Genomic DNA, 19787 nt, shown 5'->3' with positions numbered 1-19787 from the left:
GACTCGGATGGTCCCATGGGGCTGCGCAGCTGGATCCGTCAACGGCTGAACGGCGACCTGCACCGCATTGATCTGGTGGCACCCGGCCCGGTGGAGATTCCACCGCCTGCCAGGGCGGGCCTGCAGCTGGATCCTGTCGCCGCCCCCTGGTCCGTGGCCCGGCTCACGGATCTGCTGCGGGAGGCGGAGCATCAGCCGACCGTCACCACCCTGCAGGCGGCCCGTCTGGCCCGTCATCGGCTCTCGCGCTTCTGGTTGGACGCGCCCGTGGATCAGCTGGAGGCGCTGTACGCGGGTGAGCTGGGAACGCTGCAGCGGTTGCTGTTGCAGGGGCCGCTGGTGCAGCAGGATCTGGCCGGTGATGAGCAGCGCTGGCGTGATCAGCTGGCCCACGGCATGGCCAAACCCGGCGAGGAGGTGCGGCAGATCAGCTGGGTGCTGGCCCTGATGCCGTACACCCGGCCCGGAGCGTTGAAGGTGAGCCAGCCGCTGCAGGTTCTGCCCGACTGGTTGCTGGGGGATTACGTGGCCTACTGCGCACCGGAGCTGGAGGAGCAGCTGAACCAGCCGGCCGGTCTGTTGAAGGCGGGGGCGGATGCACCGGTACCGCTGACGCAACGCCGCGGTGAGCAGGCCATGGCCTGGTTCCGCGATGCCGAGGTGCTGGCGCGGATGCGGGCGCTGATCCGCCAGTACAAGCAGACGCCTCTGGATCAGGAGACCCTTGAGGAGTTGTGTGGCCTGCGGCGGGTGGTGGCCCAGCTGTGGCTGGATGTGGAGGTGGCCCAGCTGCAGACCTTGCATCAGACGGCCGTTGGTGCGATCACCCGTGCTCTGTTGCTGGCGGGCTTCGGTGATGAGCTGTTGGATGCCACCGATGAACGGGCCCGCCGGGAGCTGTTGCCGCTGGCGCGAGACCTGAGCCAGCCCAGGGCTGCGGGCTATCTGCTTGCCCTGCTGCTGTTTGTGCCGCTGGAGAGCGTCACGGTGGAGTCTGCCGATCAGCTGCCGGATTGGCTGACGCGCGACTTACGCGAGATCGCTGCTCAGCTCGCGGCCGAGCAGGTGGACCGGTAACGGGTCGGGCTGCTCGCCGTCGAGCAGCCGCATCACGCGTTGGTGCAGCCAGTCGTCGAAGAGCTCCTGCAGCAGCTCCGTGCGCGTGTCGTCGTCCAGGCGGGCTCCCTGCCAGGCGTCGAGGCGCAGGATCAGCCAGATGTCCACTAGAAAGAAGGGAGGCCAGAGCTGGCCGGGTTGGCTGATGCGCAGGGTCTCCACCACCCGTTGATGGGCCTGACTGAGGGGCACAGGCCCGACGCGACCACCGCTGTGGCGCTCATCGCCTTCGGAATAGCAGGCAGCCAGCTCCTCGAAGCTGGCTTCTCCCTCCTGAAGCCGCTGGTGCAGCTCGAAGGCCAGGTCGCCATTGCGCACCCGGATCAGGGAATAGTGGATCTGATCACGGTCCAGTTTGCTGGCCAGGAAGCGCAGCTCCACTTCGTCGGCGAACACCTGGTGGCGGAACCGCGCCACCCGCTCGCCCTTGGTGGCGAAGTAGCGGAGATCCTCGGCACTCCAGCCGCGTTGCTGCAGGAACTGCCGGCGCTGATCGCTGGTGTTGATGCCCTGGCCCGCCTCATAGGTTGTCACCAGGCGCTGCTCGATCTGCTCGGGCAGGTCGATCACCTGACAGATCTCGTCGTAGACGCTGGCCTGGGCCATCGCCAGGCAGAGCCCCTGCTGGCGCGCGATCCGGTTCAGTTCCGTCGCTGTGGTCCAGGGAACTCCCGGCCTGAGTTCGATCCAGTCCGTTTCGCTCATGCGTGGAACTCCTTCCACACCAGGCGATAGATCAGCAGGCCCACCGGCGGCACCAACAGCAGCGGCAGCAGTGCGAACACGGTGAGCAGCGGCTCCCCCAGCAGCAGCGGGATGGACCAAACCAGCACGTAGCCGATCAGCACCAGCGCGATGCGCTGACGCTTCTGCTTCAGCCAGGCCCACAGGCGGCGCAGACGCAGTCGCAGGCGCGCGAAGGGCGTCCTCGCCTTGGCCGGGCGGTAGGGCCAGAGGGGATGCAGCATCAGCGCATCCGCTCCAGGGCGCGCAGGCGATTGTCGAGCCCGCCGGCGATCGAGGAGATGAAGCGGCGGTTGCGCAGGTGCACATCGGCCACCAGGCTCATGCCCGGTTGCAGCGGCACCTGCCGCTGGCCGGCCTGCAGGGTCTGGCGGCTGAGCTTCAGCACAGCGGGGAAGAACAGGCCCGGTTCCTCGGTGCCCAGCACCCGGCGCTGTTCGGCTGTGGTGAGGGCATCGGAGCCAACACGCTCCACCGTGGCGGGGATGAAGCCGTAGTCGCCGCGGGGGAAGGAGTTGACGGCCACATCGGCCCGCTGCCCCGGCTGGATGAAGCCGATGGCGCTGTTGGGGATGTAGACCTTCGCCTGCAGCTGATCCTGGGGAATGATCTTCAGCAGCGGTTTCTCTTCGGAGGCGGTCTTTACGACGCTGCCGGGGCTGACGCTGAGGTCGAAGACCACGCCGGCGATCGGTGCCCGCACGTCGATCACCGACAGGCGCACCTCCATCTGACGGATTTCGCGGTCGAGGTCGGTGATGCCACGCAGGTTGGTTTCGATGGCACGACGCAGCTCCGATTCGCTGCCGGCGCTGGTGGAGCTGGCCTGAGCCTCCAGACGGGCCACCTCCCGTTCCTCCGCTGCGATCTGGTTGCGGAAGTTGTCGACCTGGGTTTGGGCCCTGAGGGCCTGCATTTCACTGGCGGCACCGTCCTGGAGCAGCCGGCTGAAGCGCAGGGTGATGTTCTCGGCGGTTTCCAGTGACTGACGCAGGCCTTCGAGGCGGGTGGTGCTGCGGGCGAGGGCCTCGCGGGCGGCGACGTTGTCGCTGTTGTACTTGCGGCGCTGGGTCTCCAGCTGCCGTTGTTGATTGGCCGTGAGGTCCGCTTCGGCTTGCTCGCCCAGGATCACCCGGTTGATGGCGATCTGGCTTTGCAGCTGGCCGCGTTTGCGGCGGGCCGCCTGCAGGCGGGTTTCGGCATCGCGGGGATCGAAGCGCACCAGCAGATCGCCCACCGCCACGCTGTCGCCCTCCTTCACGGGAACCGCAGCCACCAGACCATCCACGGCGGACTCAATGTCCTGCACCGGTCGGGCCGGCTGCAGCTTGCCCTGCAGAGCCACGGTCTCCGGCAGCGGTGCCAGAAAGGCCCAGGCTCCGGCGAAGGCGGTGGCCCCGGCGATGGTCCACACCAGCACCGAGCGGTTGCGCCGGGATTTGTTGAGCAGAACAGGCTGATTGAAGCTCCAGGGCTGCATCAGCTCACCCCCTCCTGGTGCTGACTCTGATGGAGCCCGTAATACCAGCCCTGACGCTGCATCAGCTCAGCGTGGTCTCCCACCTCCATCACCGCTCCCTGATCCATCAGCACGATCATGTCCGCCGGCCGCACGGTGGCCAGCCGGTGGGTGATGAAGAAAACGGTGCGGCCGCGGAAGGCGTCGAACAGGTTGAGGCACACCTGGCGCTCGGTGCGGGCATCCAGGGCACTGGTGGCCTCATCCAGAATCAGCAGGCGGGGGTTCTGCAGCACAGCGCGGGCCAAGGCCATGCGTTGCCGCTGCCCGCCAGACAACCCGGCACCCCGTTCGCCGACCGGAGAGTTGTAGCCCTGGGGCTGCTCCATGATGAAGTCGTGGGCGCAGGCGATCCGGGCGGCGCGGATCAGCTCCTCGCTGCTGGCATCCGGTTTCACCATCAGCAGGTTGTCCTTGATCGTGCCGTCGAACAGCAGCGAGTCCTGGGGCACCACACCGATCTGGCGGCGCAAGGAATAAAGCTCCACCTTGGCGATGTCGAGTCCGTCGATCAGGATGCGGCCGTTCTCTGGTTCGTAGAAGCGCGAGAGCAGCTTGAGCACTGTGGATTTGCCCGATCCGGAGCCGCCCACCATGCCCACGAAGGTGCCCTCCGGCACCTCCATCGACACGTTGTGGAGGATCTGAGGGCCGTCCTCGCTGTAGCGGAAGTCCACCCCTTGAACCGAAACGCTGCCGGCGATGGGTGGCATCGGGATGTTGGCGGCCTGAAGGTCGGACTGTTCGGTGGGGCGGTCGACGATGTCGGCGGCCAGTGTGAGGTTGTTGGACTGAACCTTGAACTCCTGCCAGGTCTGCACCAGCTGGATCATCGGGCCGGTGACCTTGTTGCCCATGATCCGGAAGGCGAACAGGGCCGCGATGTTGAGATCACCTCTCGACACCAGATAGATGCCAACCACCATCTGGGCGATCGAGCTCAGTTCATTGATGAACTTGGCGAGCGCCTGGATCGTCTCGCCGCTCACCTTGAGCTTGTAGTCCTCACCAATGAAGCTGGCGTAACGGGTCTGGAACTCCCAGCGGGTCTTCAGTTCGGCGTTCTGCGACTTGATCGTCTGAATGCCGGTGATCGCTTCGGTGAGGTAGCTGTTGGTCTTCACCCCCTCGGCCACGGTGCGGTCGATCTGGTGATCCACCAAGGGATTGGCGATGAAGGCCAGCACCACGAACAGGGGCAGGGCGCTGAGGGTGATCAGGGTGAGGGTGGGGCTGATCCACCAGAGCACCGCCAGGTAGAGAAAGCTGAAACCGAAATCGAGAATGCTGGTGAGGGCTTTGCCGATCAGGAAGTCCCGCAGCCGATCCAGCTGGGTGAAGTAGTAGGTGATGCGGCCGACGGGGCGTTCATCAAAGAAGCCCTGGGGCAGGCGCACGAGCCGGTCAAGGATCGTTTCGCGGGTGTCCATGTCCACCCGGTTGGCGATGCCGGTGAAGATCAGGCTGCGCAGGGCAGTCACGATCGCCTCCAGCACGCAGGCCACCACCAGGATCACGCCGATGCTGATCACGCCATCGATGGCGTCGGTGCCGCCGCCGATGGCCTGGATCATGCGGAAGATGCCGAGGCCGATCACGATGCCCAGCACCGACATCACCGCCGAGCAGGCCAGCACCTGGATCAGTTCCTGGCGGTGGGGCAGCAGGTAGGGGCCGTACCAGCTCCAGCTGAACCGCTTCTCCTTGCTGCCCGGGCGACGCCGGATCAGCAGCAACGGCAGCCGTTCCTGGCCCTCGGGCAGCAGATCCGCCGCTGGCACGCGCAGTGGCCCCAGCTCCGGTTCCAGCAGCCGCAGCTGGCCATCGGGGTCGATGCCGTCGATCAGGGCGATGCTGCCCTGGTGTTCGATCACCGCCGGAGTGGGAATGCGGGCCAGCTGGGGCAGGGGCAGCTGAATCAGGGCCACCGACAGATCCAGACCCGTCAGCAGTTGGCCGATGTTGTACAGATTCAGGCTCGGTTGCCGCTCCAGCAGGCCGTTGATCTGATCCCACAGGCTGTCTTTGTGGACTGGCACGCCGTGGACCTCGGCCACCGCCTGGCAGATGGCCATCGGGATGTCGCGGGGGCCGCTGGCCCGGTTCAGCTGCAGTGGCTGATCTCGCTTGGCTGATTCAGAACCCTTGGCAGGGCGCACGAGGTCGTCGAATTCCGCCTGAAAGGCGGCACGATTGGCTTCCAGCTCGGGATCCGGCAGCCAGATCAGCCGTTGCTGCAGCCGTTGATCGGAGGCGGGCTGGCTCCAGAGGCTGGCGTCCGGCCGGTACCAGTGGCCGGGGAGGTCCAGCTCAGCCAGGCCCGGGGGTTGATCCACCAGCCAGTGCAGCTGGGGCAGTAGTTGCTGCCATTGCTCCAGCTGCCGGCTGCGCCCCTGATCGGCATGAGCGAGTTGCTGCAACAGATGCACCGCCTCAATCGCGGGGGTCTGTTGAGCACACCACTGCCTGAGTTCCGGTTTGTTCTTGGAGAACTGTTGAAAGTCTGCTGCGGGCAGAAACAGCAGCTCGCTGGCCTCTGCGGCGCGCAGATGTTCAATCGGTCGCCCGTTCAGCAGGCTCAGCCATCCCACCAGCTCTCCGGGGCCATGGCGCTCGATCGTGCGCCACTGTCGGCTGGGAGGCACCTGGGCCAGGCTGCGCACGCTGCCGCTCTTGATCAGCCAGATGCCAGGAGGCGCTGTGCCGGGTTCGAGCAGGGTCTCTCCAGGCTGGAGCTGAATGATTTCGCCCTGTGCATCGAACAAATCCTCCAAGGTGAGGGTGGTGGAGGACTGACCCATGGCGTTGCTGCGTGCGCCTCGCGATCGCGTCGTCCCAAAGTACCCGCAGTGTCTTGAGGCCATGGATCTGCTGGAGCAGCTGCTGGAGGACTGCCATCGGCTGGGAATTGCGCCGCGGCACCTACAGGACGCCGGTGCAGAGGCCGCTCCCGTGAAGGGTCTGCTGAAGGAGGCCCAGGGGCTCTGGCAGGAGGGGCGGGCGGAGCTGGCTCTGCAACTTCTGGAGGCTGTTGAGGCTCGGGGGCTTCGTCACGGCTGGATTGCTGACCACCGGGCGCGGTGCCTGCTGCAGCTGCAGCGGCGTGAGGAGGCCGAGGCGATCTGGCAGCAGCTGGCTGCTGGCCAGGACGACGCTTTGAAGACAGCTGCTCAGGCCATGCTCAAGCGGCTGCAGTTGGAGGCTCAACAGCCTGCCTTTCTGGCAGCAGCGCAGCAGCTGGCGGCAAGCTTTGATTTGCGGCTGCAGCGGCTGACTGCTGAGCAGCAGCCTTCACCGGCTTTTGAACACGCTCTCCTGGAAGAAGCGATTGCGGCTCGGGAGGCGGATCAGGCTGAGTTCTCTCTGGCGTTGATGGATCTGGCTCTGGAGAAGGGGTATCAATCTCCATGGCTGCAGGACAACCGGGCTCGAGCGTTGGTGCAGCTGGAGCGCGCAGAGGAAGCCTGTGACGCCTGGCGGGGGATGGCCGCGGCGAGTGATGACACTGAGATCCAATCGATGGTGGAGGGGCTTTTGGGGCACTACTACTACGCAGCGGAACGTCAGCGGAATCAACGTCTGGCGCTGGAACGGGTGCGGCAAGCAGAGGCGATGGCTCGGTCTGGTCAGCTGAATCAAGCCGTGAGCTCGTTACGTGACGCGCTTCTGATGGATCCCGACAGTGATGTGATCGAAATGGGTTTGTTGTCTGTCTTGCAGAAGCGGCGGAGCTTGGAGGATTCTTCCTGGGGGGCTATTCCAGATTGGTTGCAGTACCAGGAATTGTCCGTAGAGATATCAGAAATCGTTTTTTCAGAAATCAGCGCACAACTTGGTGCAACTCCTACTGGCCGTTTCCCTTCAGTGAAATAAGCAGTCGAAGGATACGGCGTTGCTGATCTCTTTGTTGTTCCATCAGCGACTCAATCCTTGAATGGATTGATCGCTGTTTCTCGAGTTGGCTTTGTACGGAAAGCCACTGCTGCAGTACGGATTTGGTGCTTGCTGATGCTTGTTTGAGTCGCTGATAATAGGCCGGATCAATGTCTAAATAGGTCTTGATCAGTTCGGGCAATTGAAGCAGGAGAAAGGCGATATAGCTATCAGGTTCCTTGGCATTTTTGGTTTGCTTGCCGAGGTGATTTGGTATTTGACATTCAGCTAGAACCTTGTGTCTTCCAGCCTGTTGAATTACGCGAACCTGGTCCAGTCCTTGTTCGAGTTGTTGCAGCAAGTCAGTTGTAACCTTTGTCTCGTCTGCCCAAATTCTTAAGACATCATCCGGTCTGGGTACCACGATCAGGGAATTCGGAGGCCCTGGAAATTCAATATTTTGTATATCAGCATCTTCAAGCTGCTGTCTGATCAGCTGGTTGCAGGGGAAGGGTGAACTCCAAGAGGTCATGTAGGGGCGTCGACCGGTTCTGGCATCATGATCGGCCTAATGTCAGGGCATGGCACGTTGGCTTTGTCGTCTGCCCCTTGTGGAGGTTGCTCAGGCCTCTGAGTCGCTCGAGGCCGCAAGATGCCTTGGGGTCGCTGGCTGGTTGGTTTCATTGAGGATCCAGTCGGATGGATCCATTCCTTTGGACGAGGCATCCTCACTATTTGCGATTGACGCAGGTTTGCCTGTGGCACTCGAGTTGGAGATCACAACCTCTGTTCATAAAGAGCAGCTTAAGCAAATCATTCAGGATCTCTTGCCTTGGTTGCTTCACCCCAAAGCTTTCCGACTCAACACAAGAACGCTTCTGTTTGTGCGTGAATGTTTAGGCCTTGATTCTGAGACTAGCTGCTGCTCCATGCTGCGAGAGTGTTTTGAACAGCTTGGTTGTTCTCAGATTCCCTTGTTATTTGGTCTGGTTGGTCATTCCCCTAACCAGTTCGATGGATGTTATGAGCGAGTTTTATTGCCCAATTTTTCCTCGATAGAGCATCGTGTCAATTACGAGATTCATCTCCATGATGCGCATTGGCGGGATAGTGGAGTTGATTGGCAAATTCCTGCCGTTCGGGCTCTGAGCGCAGAAGAACGCAGTAGATACATCAACGCCAACGCTCTGCGTTATAGAGAGTGGCTGCAGCACTTAAGTCATTGGGCTGACTTGCAGCGAAATGGTGCCTCTGATGCGCTGGTGATTCTTGAAAGCTGGGCTGGTCATTGCGACTGGTGGGAACCTCAAAGCAAGGCAGCATTCAAGATTGATCAAGACATAAAAGTGTTACCAATTCAGGCACGCAAATGGGGACAACCAGTCAATCACCATGTGGCTCTTTTTCTCCATGGTTACTATTTAGATGGCCTGGCTGCTTTGTTAAAGCGATTACGTCCTGACATGAGCTCGGGCCTCGATCTCTATGTGAGTACGCCGATCTGGCAACTTCCTGCAGTCGTCGAGTTGTTACGCCGTCAGAGCTGGCCATGCGTTCGCCTATTTGGCGTTCCGAACAGAGGGCGTGATTTGGCTCCGTTCATACTTCAACTGCTCCCTGAGGCTTTGCGTCATGAGCACCAGGCCTTCATCAAGCTGCACACGAAGTCATCACCTCATCTCGTTGATGGCGGTGACTGGGGGGAACATTTAATTTCATCCCTCATCAATTTAGAGCAGTTGGAAGCTCTGCCGTCGAGGCTTGCTCAAGAACCAACTCTTGGGCTACAAGCACCTGCAGGAACTTTGGTTCCGATGAGTTTGCTGCTACAAAATAATGGAAAACATTTGCTTGATTTACAACGTCAGTCGGGATTGAATGGGAAAAGCATTTTGTCAAGTCGATTCATTGCTGGGAGTATGTTTTGTGGTCGCTTAGCTTCGCTGAGTCCTTTATTAGATCTTGGATTAACGCTCAATTCTTTCGAGCCTGAGAGTGGTCAAACCGATGGGACGATGGCGCACGCCATGGAACGTTGGATTGGCATGGTTGTGACTCAACAGGGCTACTTCCTAGAGGAACTCCCAGGGGATCCCCATGCTGTGCCAGAATTTGGATATAGGTCCAGATCAATTGATTAGGGCTATTATCACCTTCTACTATCAAAATAATCTGTCGTGATTGATCCCAAGGATGTTATTCGACACACGTCAGTCGAAAGATTGAATCAATCGGCAGATAATTATTTTTCCTCGGTAACAGACTTGACGCATCTGTTGAGTAAACCATTCAGTGATATTCGGGAGGTTCCTGATTTGTTAATGAATATAGGTCTTTTGATCAAGGGGCTGCGCCTTGGGAAATCAATGACTGTTTTAGAAATGGCAGCTGGATCGTGTTGGCTTAGTCGTTATCTTTGTGAGTTGCGCTGTCACGTGATTGCTTGTGATGTTTCGCCAGCTGCTCTAGAAATTGGGAAGCAATTATTTCAAAAGCTACCATTGGTTAGGCAGCCGATCGCAGAACCAAGCTTTTTACTTTTTGATGGTCACCAACTTGAGCTTGAGAGTGATTCAATTGATCGTGTGATATTTAATGACGGTTTTCATCATGTTCCAAACATTCATCAGGTTTTATCCGAGATTTATCGAGTCTTAAAGCCTGGAGGCATTGCAGGTTTCGCTGAACCTGGTCGTCATCACTCCCGCTCTGCCCAGTCTCAAATTGAGATGAGCAGCTACAGCGTTCTGGAGAATGATATCAATCTTCAGGAAATCAATGATGTCGCTAAATCGGTTGGGTTTGGTGATTTAAATACAGCTATTCTCAGTGATGGATACGTACAGCCTGATCAGCATCGGCAGATTTTAAACAATGCAATGAGTATTGAAACTTCAGGTCAAATACTGAAAAGCTGTACCCAGACAATGTCGAATAAAACAATATTCTTTCTTTCAAAGGGGGAGTTTGTTCCGGATAGTCGTTCGGCAGAAGGTCTGGCTTGCGCTATTGAGCTATTGCGCAGGGAGGAGTTCGAATACAAATTAAAGCTGTCGATGAAGATCTTAAATACAGGTTCCTCTAAATGGCTCTGTAGAAATTTTGCGGATATTGGAATTGTCAAGGTTGGAGTTCAGCTCTTAAGCCTCGATCAGTTGCTTATCAATGATTCCTATAAGCGGTTTGATTTAGGTCAAGACGTTTCCCCGGGTCAGCAGTTATTCATTGAGCTTGAAATTCCTTTGCCGGCCGATCATGGCTCAAGATTGTTGCGAATTGATCTTGTCTCAGAAGATGTTTGTTGGTTTGGCCATCTTGGAAGCACACCTATGCTGGTTACTTTGTGAGAAGCTAAATGATGAATTAGATCTAATTGTCTTGCCAGTAAAGAGTTTCTTCTAGGGATTTCTTTTTGCTCCAGATCTGTTCAAGTCGCTCTGCATACAGCCGTCCAATTCGCTGGATTGAAAAGCGCTCTCTGTAGGTTTCTCTGTCTCTGTGGAGTGAACTTGTAGTTGCCAAAGATTTTGATCGCTTCTGATAAACTTTCTGCATCGCAATCGCGGCATCATGTAAACTCGGTTCAGCCCAGATCTGGCCTTCGCCATGAGGGTAATGACTTCTAAGTAATTCGGTTTTTTTGAAATTAATTGGATGATATAGAGGCCCATCGCAAAAGTCTAGATTTCCAGAGTAATTAGTAGCAATCACATCGAGGCCAGCAAGAAAAGCCTCAGCAAGGTTGCGTCCAAATCCTTCTGCACGATGAAGAGAAATTAGCGCGTCACAGCATCCGTATAATCCAAGAAGATTTTCTCTGGAAAGCTTGGAGTTAATTAACAGAATGCGAGAGTCGGATGCGCAGATTCTTCCTAGCTCTCTTAAAGCATTTTGGTCAATTTTACCATGCATGCACTTAATCACAAGCTGAACATTATTTTGAGCACCTTCTAGTGATTGTTGATTGGTTGGGAAGGCCAGTTGAAATGCTTTGACAGACCCCCAGGGGTTTTTGCGCCAAAATCCTGAGCGACCATCAAAAGAACAGATAAAGACCACAGTATCGGTATTTATATTGAATAATTGTCGCCATTTCGCCTTCTCTTGCTGTGATTGTGGTTTATCTGCAATAACGCTCAGTGGGAGATGCTGTAATGCAGGTCTGCTTCTGAACTTGATCTCAGGTTCAAGGCTGTTGTATGTGTGAAGGCTTGATGACCAAATTTCATCAACCAGGCTGATCATTGGTCGCCATTGCTTGGGCCAGCGTTCTAATTCCCAAGGCCAATACCCAATATTGTAACGATTGGCAGACACCCCTTTGCCAAGCTCAAGAAGAATCCGCGCATGTTCTTCGCAGTTTATGCAAAAGAGATTGAATGCAAAGGGGGCTATGTCGTCAGGCTGATCTAAAAAGGCTTGTTTTAATTCTTTTGGACATTGCTTTGTAGGGATGTCATTGATTTTGGTGGGGATGCCAGCCATTTCAAGCGCCGCATGAGCAGTGCGGCAGTCCTCTCCAATGCCTAAAGCTTCACTGTAGTAGCCAAATAAATTAACGCCAAACATTCGTTGGCTCCACAATTTGCAATTTGGTGATCGAATTTGAAGAATATTTTTTTGTGGCCTGATTGGGAGCCTATGATCTTCATGGCTGTGGTTGCTTACCCAGCGGTCGAAGTCTGGATTGTTGATTGTCGAAAAGCTGCTTTGCACATCCGATCGTGCGTTCCATAGATAACATTCAAATCGACGATGCTTTTGTATTGTGCCGATGAGCTGATTCAAAGAGTGAATAGCTTCTTCGTCTTGGTGAAGGTAGTTATATTCTTGGAATCCATGAATGCATGCCCATTGCAGGGCGTCGTCGCGATTTTTCATCGGTACGTCTTTTCTTATTGTTTTCATGATTTGCCATGGCGATATATGTTCTGACGCTGATATTTTTGTTATTTTACAGCTAGCGCCTGGGTGGATTGCCAGGTTGATCAGTTCTGGAATGACGGAATCTTGCCAGAAGAGTCTGTACTGAATGTTGTAAGTCTGTGACTTATTGTCAAAGATGGCGACTCCATTTGTGCTTGCTCCTTCGACATACATTGAGCAACTGATCTGATCAGCCCGCAAGGCTGATGTCTTGACAGTGATCTCGGTAATGCTCCAGCTCGGTGTCTGGACCGAAAGGTAGAGATCTTGATCAAGTGGCGAGCTGAGCTGGTCTTCCAGCTTTTGATTGAGTGATTCAACTGATTGCCCCATCAGCTCGAGAAGGTTGGCCATGCCTTTTTAGTTGGCTAAAAGCCCATGCTTGTTGTGAGTTGTCGCTGCATTCGTTCTGTGGAGCGAGGATATTGTGTCTCTCAGCCTAAATGTCGACTGCCGATACCTGGTGTGATAGTTTAATAGCATTGATTGGATGGATTAAGGGCAGAATAGAGGTAAGATTGTGCTTCCATTATGTCACTTGTTCAGAGTTAAGGATTTTTGGGATTGCTCTCTAGTCTTAAAAGGAAAGATTATAGGTAAGATTGAACGACCACTTAATTCTATCTGTAGTCAGGTCTTCGTCGATTGGTGCGCCGCCTTTTAGTCCTGGTATGGAAACATTGCACCCCCAGTCACAGTTTTTCAGTAGCGAGCCCCACATAGATGTGAAGATGAGTCCAGCATTTTTAAAGGGGCGAACGCTAAACCCAGCCTTAAGATTGCCTTCGTTCCATTCCCCAATTAGATTGAAGCCGGGATAAACTTCAAGCGCAAGGGCGCCAATGGGGACTAATTCACCATAGCTGAAGTATCGTCCTCCGATTTTGTTCAAGGTTTCTGTAGAGCACGCTTTCCCTTTGGGTGCTCCATAGGTGATGCAACCCTGAGCACGTTGCCCTGCAATGACGGCTTTGAACTTTTTATCGACGGGTCGAAATTCACCATTGCCCAGGCCGGCTGTGAGGTAAAGGTTCGGGAACCAGTTGGATTGCTTTTCTCTTAATCGAAAGCGTTGGCTGATTACGCCATAACTACTTTTGGGACGCATGCCCGATTGATCTTCGTCTCGTACATCGATCCAGTTCTTGATTCCAACCCGTACTGATGTATCGTCGCCGATGCTTCTGGAGAGGTGCATGCCAACGTAATAGTTGTCTAAAATTCCACGCGGATTTTCAGTTTCGTAATCATTTCTGCCTCCCAATGGTAGATTTGTTTCTTCAAACATTCCCGTCACTGTTAGGCCTAGCAATTGTCTTGTGTCTCCTATACCGATGGATCCCTCCCATTCTGCTTCGCCCCGTTGCTCTACTTCCTCTAAATAGTCATTTAGGTCACTTGGCTGCCTGCACGGTCCAGCAGTGGTTGGGATGCAATCCCAGCCATACATCCCAAAAGACACCATGGTGCCTTTAGGACCGAAGCCAACGGGGACCAAGCTGCTGATCTGGGGATGCCAAGTGTCGTCCCTCCAGATGGCTTTGTCGTTAGCAAAGGTGGGTCCGCTTGGTTCGGTCGTTACCAAAACCTCATCAGGGTCTTCTTCTACTTCAAGTTCCTCGGCCGTGATGACCTCTCCCGGCTGAATCGGCTCCCAGACGACCGCACTATTGATGGAGTCGGATTCGGTTTGGTCTGTCTCAGATACGGCTGTCCAGTTCAACCCCTGCTGCTCTTGGGTCGTTGCGTCTGATGAGTCAACTGATGTCCAGGTCAATGCAGTGCCGTGCTGAGTGTCTTGCTTGATCGGCTCAGGTTCGCTGATGTTTTGCTGGGCACCCTCCACCGGTTCCCACTCCAGCGCTCCGGTACTGCGCATCTCAAGCAGCCCGCCGAACAGAGCCAGTGCTGCCAAGGCACAGCGAATCCCGGTTTTGTTCAACCTGCGGCCTTCACTCATGAAATCAGGCTGCAGTTGGTTGAACCCGCAGCTCATGCAGCAAGGCCAACTGGCCCGGCAAGGGGTTCGTGCCGGGATGCTGCTGCATTAGGTAATCGAGGGCTCGTTCTGGGCTCATGCGGTGCTGGCGCACCAACCAGGCCAGGCAGACCAGGGGCGATCGCTCCATCGCTGCTACGCAGTGAACGAAGACCGGACCGTGCTGCTGCAGCTCGGCCAGATGACCCAGTGCTGTTTCCAGTTCAGCCAGAGTGGGAAGACGGCCGGCACGGTGATCCGGCAAAACGTAACGACTGGTGCGGAACCCGTCGTCCAAGCCTGCAGGTGGTGAGGCTTCGTCGGGGGCGCAGAGGCTGAGCACACATTGGATGCCGGCTTCACGCAGGCGATCAAGGTGGCGTTCGGCTCGAGGGGCTGGGCCAATGGCGAGTTGATCGACCAGCACCCAGTTGATGCGGAAATAACGGGAGCGTTGCATCAGTTGTCCAGCCACTTCATCAGCCGCTGACGCTGGGCCCGCCAACGATCGCGCAGGTTTGGCGCTTTGTCGTTGACTTTTCCATTGCCATTGCTGGATGGCTGCAGGCTGCGGCGTTTGCGGGTTGTCACGGCTGCGGGTGAATCGCCGTTGTCACTGGACTGGGTGTCGTCCTCATCATTGGCGTAATAGGCGTAGGCGGCGGAGGTGTCGTAAGCGGCGTAGCCATAGCCGCCGTAGCCATAACCCCCGTAACCGCCATAGCCGTATTTGCCGTAGCCGTACTTGCCATAGCCGTATTTGCCGTAGCCATAGGCAGCGCTTTGCTTTTCAGGCTTGAGGGCGTTGGTGACGATGCCCAGCAGCGGCGCGCCGCTGCTGCGGATGCGTGAGACGGATTCCTTCGGAAGGGAGCGATCCACGCGATCCAGGCTGACAAGCAGCATGAGACCGTCGCAGTGCTCAGCCACCAGGGCGGCATCAGCCAGGCCGAGCACAGGTGGCGTGTCAAACAGCACCAGATCGAACTGGCCTGATGCCTCAAGTTCGTTCACCAGCGAGCGCATGCGGTTGGAGCTGAGCAGGCGGGTGGGGTCCGGTGGCCTCCTGCCGGCGGTCAATACGCTCCAGTTCTGGTAACCGGGAACGGTCTGAACGGCATCACGCCAGGTCTGGTCGTCTTCTGTGAGCACGTTGCTGAGGCCACTGAGGTTGTTGAGGCCGAGGCGCACGTGCATCTGCGGCTTGCGCAGGTCAGCGTCAATCAGAAGGATTCGCTGGCCCATTTCCGAGAGGGTCTTGGCCAGCAGTACATTCACGAGGGACTTGCCTTCTGCCGGCAATGAACTGGTCAGGGCGATGGAGCGCAACGGCTGGTCGCTGTTGAGGAAGCGGATGGATGTGAACAAGTTGCGGAAGGCTTCCTGATATAAAAATCGCTGGTAGCGACGCTGTTTGGCGGCTTCGGGGTCGTCTTCGCCGGTTACGGACCTGTCCAGTTCTTGAAGCAGGAAGCGTTTGTCTTCCCGGACGCCTTTGAAAAACTCCACGTGCGGGATGTGACCAAGCAGGGGCAGGCCGAGGTCGTCTTTGACTTCACCGGCGTGGTGGAACACATGGTCCATGCGGTCGCGCAGCAGCCCGGCAGCTGCGCCGGCGACCAAGCCAAGAACGGTGCCGAGGGCCAGGTTGCGGGGAACCGATGGTTTGATCGGTTTGGGGTTGATCGTGGGCTCGGCAATCACGCGCCAGGGCACGCTGCGCTGGGCGATCTCCAGTTGAAATTTCTCGCGGGCCGACACCAAACCAGCGAGGTTCTGCTTGGCGATCTCCAGGCGTTGCTGAAGGGCTTCGTATTGCTTGATCAGGCCCGGCTGCTGCAGGAACTGCTGGTTGAGGGTGGCCTGTTGCATGCGGGCGGTGGCTAAGCGGCCGGCATTGAGGCTTAGGGCCGCATCGGCAGCCTCCAATTGGTTTTGTCGGAGCAGCGGCCTGAGTTGGTTGAGCCGTTCCTCCAGACCCAGCACCATCGAGGAGCCGGGGTTGTAGCGGGAGCGGGCTTCCGCCAGCTCCGTTTCCACCTTGAGCAGTTGTTGCAGCAGGCTTTGGTCCACATCGCTCACGGTCAGGCCGCTGTTGGCCTGCCCGCCACCATTGTTCTGGCCGATGGCTTCCTGAAAGCCACGGGCAGTGAGGGTGCCGCTGGCGATCTCCCCGCGCACTTTCAGAAGCCGGTTGCGATCAGCCTCCAGTCCAAGCACCTGGGCAGCCATGGCGGTTTCGCGTTTCTTCAGCGCTCCACCTTCTGCTGTGGGCTCCAGCAGCGAATAACGGGTGCGGAAGTCCGCCAGTTCGCCCTGCAGTTGATCGAGCCTGGTCTGCAGCGAAGGGGCTTGTTTGTTGAGGAATGCGAGGCCATCAGCGAGGCGTTGCTGGCGCTGCTGCAGGGCTGCCTGTAAGTAGGTGTTGCTCAATGCATTGAGCAGCCTCTCGTCTTCAATCGGGTTGCGGCCGGTGAGACGCACGTTCAGAACGCCTTCAGCTTCCTTGCGTTTGGCGCCACCCGTGCTGATGTCGACGCGCGACCTCAGTGCATCAGTAGTGAGCTCAAACTTGTCGGCAACCGGTTGAAGCAGCACTGGGCTTTGCAGCACTTCGATCAGGGTGGGGATGTCGTTGCTGGTGGTATTACGGGCCAGCTGTTCGAACATCGTGCCTTCCACGTTGGCCATGCCTGATCGACCGCCACCTTCATTGCTGATCGGGTCTGTGATCAGCAGGGAGAAAGAGCCCTCATAGACGGGCCGGAACAGGCGTTGATAGGTCGTGAACAGGGCTGCCAGCACGATGATGCTGCCGGCGGTCACCCCGACGAGCTTTTTGCGGCGTTGTAGGGCTCGCCACAGTTCGCGTAGATCAATTTCGTCTTCGGTACCAATGGGTTCGTTGGTGCCGACCTCGTGCACTCGCACCGTCTGAACGTTGCGGGCATCAAAATCCGGTGATTGCCCCGGCGCGGCCACCAGATTCGACATTCACCCCCCGTGACAGAACAGCAACTTAAATGCCAGCGCCAGACTGACCAGAGACGCGTGGGACACTTGCGACCTTGTTTCGGTCCGTGCGTCGCTCCGATGCCCCTGTTGCGTTCTCTTGCGTTGTCACTGGCATTTGGATGGGCGGCAGCGGTTCCAGCGCTGTCGGCCGAGACGGTTCTCTCACCCGAAGAGCCCCTACAGGAGGACGTTTACATCATTGGACCCGGTGATGTACTTGATTTGAAATTGTTTGATGCGGCTGAGTTGTCCGGCCCTCTGGAGGTGCTGAACGACGGAAGTGTGCCGTTGCCACTGGTGGGAAGTGTGCGGCTCAGCGGGCTGACCTTGCAGCAGGCCACTGTGTGGGTGCAGCAGCTGATGAGCAAGGAACTGCTGCGGCCGGATCTGCAACTGCGGGTGGTGAAGCCCCGCCCGATTCGGGTGGCCTTGGTGGGGCAGGTGGAGCGCCCGGGGATTTATTCGCTCACCTCCAGCGAAACAGGTCAAACCGAGGGTGGTCCTGCAATTCGGTTGAGCGGCTTACCAACGGTGGTGGATGCGATCCAGAAGGCGGGGGGCATCACGCAGCAGGCCAACCTGCGCGGTGTGGTGCTGCAGCGGCGCCTGCCTGGCATGGACAAGCCGCTCAGCTATAAGCAGGCGGAGCTGGATTTGCTGGATCTGGTGCTAGAGGGCAACCAGAGCCAGAACCCATTTCTGTTTGATGGCGACACGATCCGGATCACCCAGGCGGAGGAGACCCCAAAAGAGGCGGTTGAGTTGGCCGCGGTGAATCTTTCGCCCCAGGTGATCACGGTGAATGTCATCGGCGAGGTGCTCAAACCAGGTCGGGTGGAATTGCAGGCCAACACGCCTTTGGTTCAGGCGGTGCTAGCTGCTGGTGGCCCGAAGAACTGGCGTGCGAGCAAAGGCAATGTGGAGCTGGTGCGGATCAACCGCAATGGCAGTGCCACGCTCAAAAAATTCAAGATCAACTTGGGGGAAGGGGCATCGAATGAGAAGAATCCGCCGCTGCGGGATGGGGATTCGGTGAAGGTGAATCGCAGCCCATTGGCTCGAGCTAGTGATGCGATCAACGCGGTGAGTCAGCCCCTGGGCGGGCTGGTGCAGATCTGGACCTTGTTCCGCTTGATCAACACCAACTGAATCTGCTCACATGTATCCCTCGCGGTTTTGCTGCTGCCAGGCCCAGCCGTCTCGGCAGATGACTTCGGGGCTGCGCTGGGTGCGCCAGCCCAAGCGCTGAGCGGCTTTGCTTGGATCGGCGACGCTGATGGCGGCATCGCCAGACCTGCGCTTAGTGATCGCGTAAGGGATCGAAAGACCGCTGGCAGCTTCCATGGCCTGCACCACCTCCAGGACGGACTGTCCCTGGCCGCTGCCCAGGTTGAGGGTGAGCAGCTGCGGTGCTTCCGCCAGCAGGCAGTTCAGGGCTGCACGGTGGCCTTCGGCGAGATCCATCACGTGGATGTAATCACTCACGCCCGTTTCGTCGGGGGTGGGCCAGTCTCCGCCGAGTACCTGGAGCTGTGCTCTGCGGACAACGGCCACCTGACTCACGAATGGAAAGAGGTTGTTGGGGATGCCCAGTGGGTGTTCTCCAATGCGGCCGGACGGATGGGCGCCAACCGGGTTGAAATAGCTGAGGCAAGCGATCCGCCATGAGTCCTGGGCACTGACATGCAGGTCGGCCAGCATCTGCTCCACAGCGGCTTTGTTGTGGCCGTAGGGATTGATCGGATTGATCGGAGCTGTCTCTGGGATCGGAACGGCTTCTGGATAGCCGTAGAGCGTGGCGCTGCTGCTAAACACAAGGGTGAGGCAGCCATGGGTCTGCATGGCCTCCAGCAGGCAGCGACTGCCATTCACATTCACATCCCAGTATTGCAGCGGCTTCGCCACAGACTCTCCAACAGCCTTGAGGCCAGCGAAATGGATCACCGCATCAACCCCGGACGGCGCATTGGTGAAGGCTTGCTCAAGATCCATGGGGTTGCGGATGTCGCCTTGCATCTGCCGCAACCGAGGCGCGGCAGCAGGCCCAGCGAGCTCGCGCACACGGTCAAGCGATCGGGCTGCTGTTGCTGAAATCATCGAACACTAGTAGCTCGTGGCCCGCCTGCCCCCAGCAGTAACAGCGCTGTGTTGTTACCGATAAAGCCTGCCCCACCGGTTATCAACAGTTGTGCCACCGGATTCGCAGACAGTGAGCACCCATCATCCAACGGGTTGATCAGCGTGTTGCGACAACTCCTTCCATAGGATTGACTCTCCTTCCCTGAGTGAGAGAACTCTGGACCTTACTGGCTGTAGCATTAGACGCCTTGGCGAGCAGAACGACTTCCATGGCACAATCAACCATAAACTTGTCATAGCCGAGACGGTTGAGCCCTGCTCCCGTTCGCTCTGACAGCTGGAAGAACTTTTTGTGCTAAGCAACGTTCTAAGTGCATAACGACACTCCATCGGTAATCCCAGTAGAATTAGCTTCAAACACCTGGCATGATGCTGGCGAATTAGGGGAGTTCCTCCTTTCGGAAAGCAATGTGGTGCATGGCATCAATCGCAGGGGCAGCAGTTAGTGCCTCCGGTCCGCTTCGCAAACAACACCAT

General features: G+C 57.4%; 14 protein-coding genes and 1 pseudogene. 5 read left to right on the top strand and 10 right to left on the bottom strand.

All coding sequences use genetic code 11. From position 1 onward, the window contains the following. Positions 1–15: 15 nt before the first annotated feature. The gene (locus tag KR49_RS05895) at positions 16–1077 is read left to right on the top strand and encodes a hypothetical protein (protein WP_043692785.1); all 1062 of its coding nucleotides are present in this window, start codon (positions 16–18) and stop codon (positions 1075–1077) included. On the opposite strand, the gene KR49_RS05890 is transcribed toward KR49_RS05895, so the two are convergent. From KR49_RS05890 to KR49_RS05875, 4 genes are read right to left on the bottom strand one after another with little or no spacing between them, the layout of a single operon-like run. Beyond that, positions 1030–1821 carry a peptidylprolyl isomerase gene (locus KR49_RS05890; RefSeq protein ID WP_052378190.1) on the bottom strand — a complete coding sequence of 264 codons (792 nt, stop codon included), beginning with the start codon at positions 1819–1821 and terminating at the stop codon, positions 1030–1032. The two genes, KR49_RS05895 and KR49_RS05890, sit on opposite strands and share 48 nt — an antisense overlap. Further along, the gene (locus KR49_RS14095; protein ID WP_043692783.1) at positions 1818–2084 is read right to left on the bottom strand and encodes a hypothetical protein; all 267 of its coding nucleotides are present in this window, start codon (positions 2082–2084) and stop codon (positions 1818–1820) included. The genes KR49_RS05890 and KR49_RS14095 overlap by 4 nt, the downstream gene beginning before the upstream one ends. Further along, complete coding sequence (locus KR49_RS05880; protein ID WP_043692780.1) at positions 2084–3340, bottom strand: HlyD family secretion protein; 1257 nt, start codon at positions 3338–3340, stop codon at positions 2084–2086. Before KR49_RS05880 ends, KR49_RS14095 begins: the two co-directional genes overlap by 1 nt. Beyond that, the gene (locus KR49_RS05875) at positions 3340–6180 is read right to left on the bottom strand and encodes an ATP-binding cassette domain-containing protein (protein ID WP_043692777.1); all 2841 of its coding nucleotides are present in this window, start codon (positions 6178–6180) and stop codon (positions 3340–3342) included. Before KR49_RS05875 ends, KR49_RS05880 begins: the two co-directional genes overlap by 1 nt. Here KR49_RS05875 and KR49_RS05870 point away from each other — a divergent pair. Further along, entirely contained in the window at positions 6179–7252 is a 1074-nt protein-coding gene (locus KR49_RS05870; protein WP_043692774.1) for a hypothetical protein, read from the top strand. The genes KR49_RS05875 and KR49_RS05870 overlap by 2 nt on opposite strands. On the opposite strand, the gene KR49_RS13855 is transcribed toward KR49_RS05870, so the two are convergent. Continuing rightward, a complete protein-coding gene (locus KR49_RS13855; protein WP_156957124.1) occupies positions 7224–7784 on the bottom strand; it encodes a hypothetical protein in 561 nt (186 codons plus the stop codon). The two genes, KR49_RS05870 and KR49_RS13855, sit on opposite strands and share 29 nt — an antisense overlap. Positions 7785–7833: 49 nt before the next feature. On the opposite strand from KR49_RS13855, the gene KR49_RS13295 reads away from it, so the two are divergent. After that, positions 7834–9393, top strand: a complete 1560-nt coding sequence (locus tag KR49_RS13295; protein ID WP_071839694.1) for a rhamnan synthesis F family protein — start codon at positions 7834–7836, stop codon at positions 9391–9393. Between the two features lie 36 nt (positions 9394–9429). Further along, positions 9430–10599 carry a class I SAM-dependent methyltransferase gene (locus KR49_RS13290; RefSeq protein WP_156957123.1) on the top strand — a complete coding sequence of 390 codons (1170 nt, stop codon included), beginning with the start codon at positions 9430–9432 and terminating at the stop codon, positions 10597–10599. 22 nt (positions 10600–10621) lie between these two features. On the opposite strand, the gene KR49_RS13850 is transcribed toward KR49_RS13290, so the two are convergent. The 4 genes from KR49_RS13850 to KR49_RS05850 all read right to left on the bottom strand — a co-directional run bounded on the left by KR49_RS13850 (position 10622) and on the right by KR49_RS05850 (position 17150). Next, complete coding sequence (locus tag KR49_RS13850) at positions 10622–12532, bottom strand: glycosyltransferase (RefSeq protein ID WP_156957122.1); 1911 nt, start codon at positions 12530–12532, stop codon at positions 10622–10624. A gap of 223 nt (positions 12533–12755) precedes the next feature. Next, on the bottom strand, positions 12756–14138 hold the full coding sequence (locus KR49_RS05860) for a hypothetical protein (RefSeq protein ID WP_043692769.1): 1383 nt from the start codon (positions 14136–14138) through the stop codon (positions 12756–12758). A gap of 4 nt (positions 14139–14142) precedes the next feature. Further along, positions 14143–14616: a dual specificity protein phosphatase family protein gene (locus tag KR49_RS05855; protein ID WP_043692766.1), complete on the bottom strand. Its 474-nt coding sequence runs from the start codon at positions 14614–14616 to the stop codon at positions 14143–14145. After that, positions 14616–17150 (bottom strand): polysaccharide biosynthesis tyrosine autokinase, encoded by a 2535-nt coding sequence (locus KR49_RS05850; protein ID WP_043692764.1) that lies wholly within the window; start codon positions 17148–17150, stop codon positions 14616–14618. Before KR49_RS05850 ends, KR49_RS05855 begins: the two co-directional genes overlap by 1 nt. Before the next feature lie 99 nt (positions 17151–17249). On the opposite strand from KR49_RS05850, the gene KR49_RS05845 reads away from it, so the two are divergent. After that, on the top strand, positions 17250–18320 hold the full coding sequence (locus KR49_RS05845; RefSeq protein ID WP_084187979.1) for a polysaccharide biosynthesis/export family protein: 1071 nt from the start codon (positions 17250–17252) through the stop codon (positions 18318–18320). Positions 18321–18326: 6 nt separating this feature from the next. On the opposite strand, the pseudogene galE reads toward KR49_RS05845, so the two are convergent. After that, positions 18327–19366, bottom strand: a pseudogene (gene galE / locus KR49_RS05840) (UDP-glucose 4-epimerase GalE). Positions 19367–19787 lie beyond the last annotated feature (421 nt).

The sequence above is a fragment of the Synechococcus sp. KORDI-49 genome (assembly GCF_000737575.1).
Lineage (GTDB): Bacteria > Cyanobacteriota > Cyanobacteriia > PCC-6307 > Cyanobiaceae > Parasynechococcus.
The sequence above is the reverse complement of the archived record's forward strand: the minus strand, read 5'-3'. Positions and strand labels throughout refer to the sequence as shown.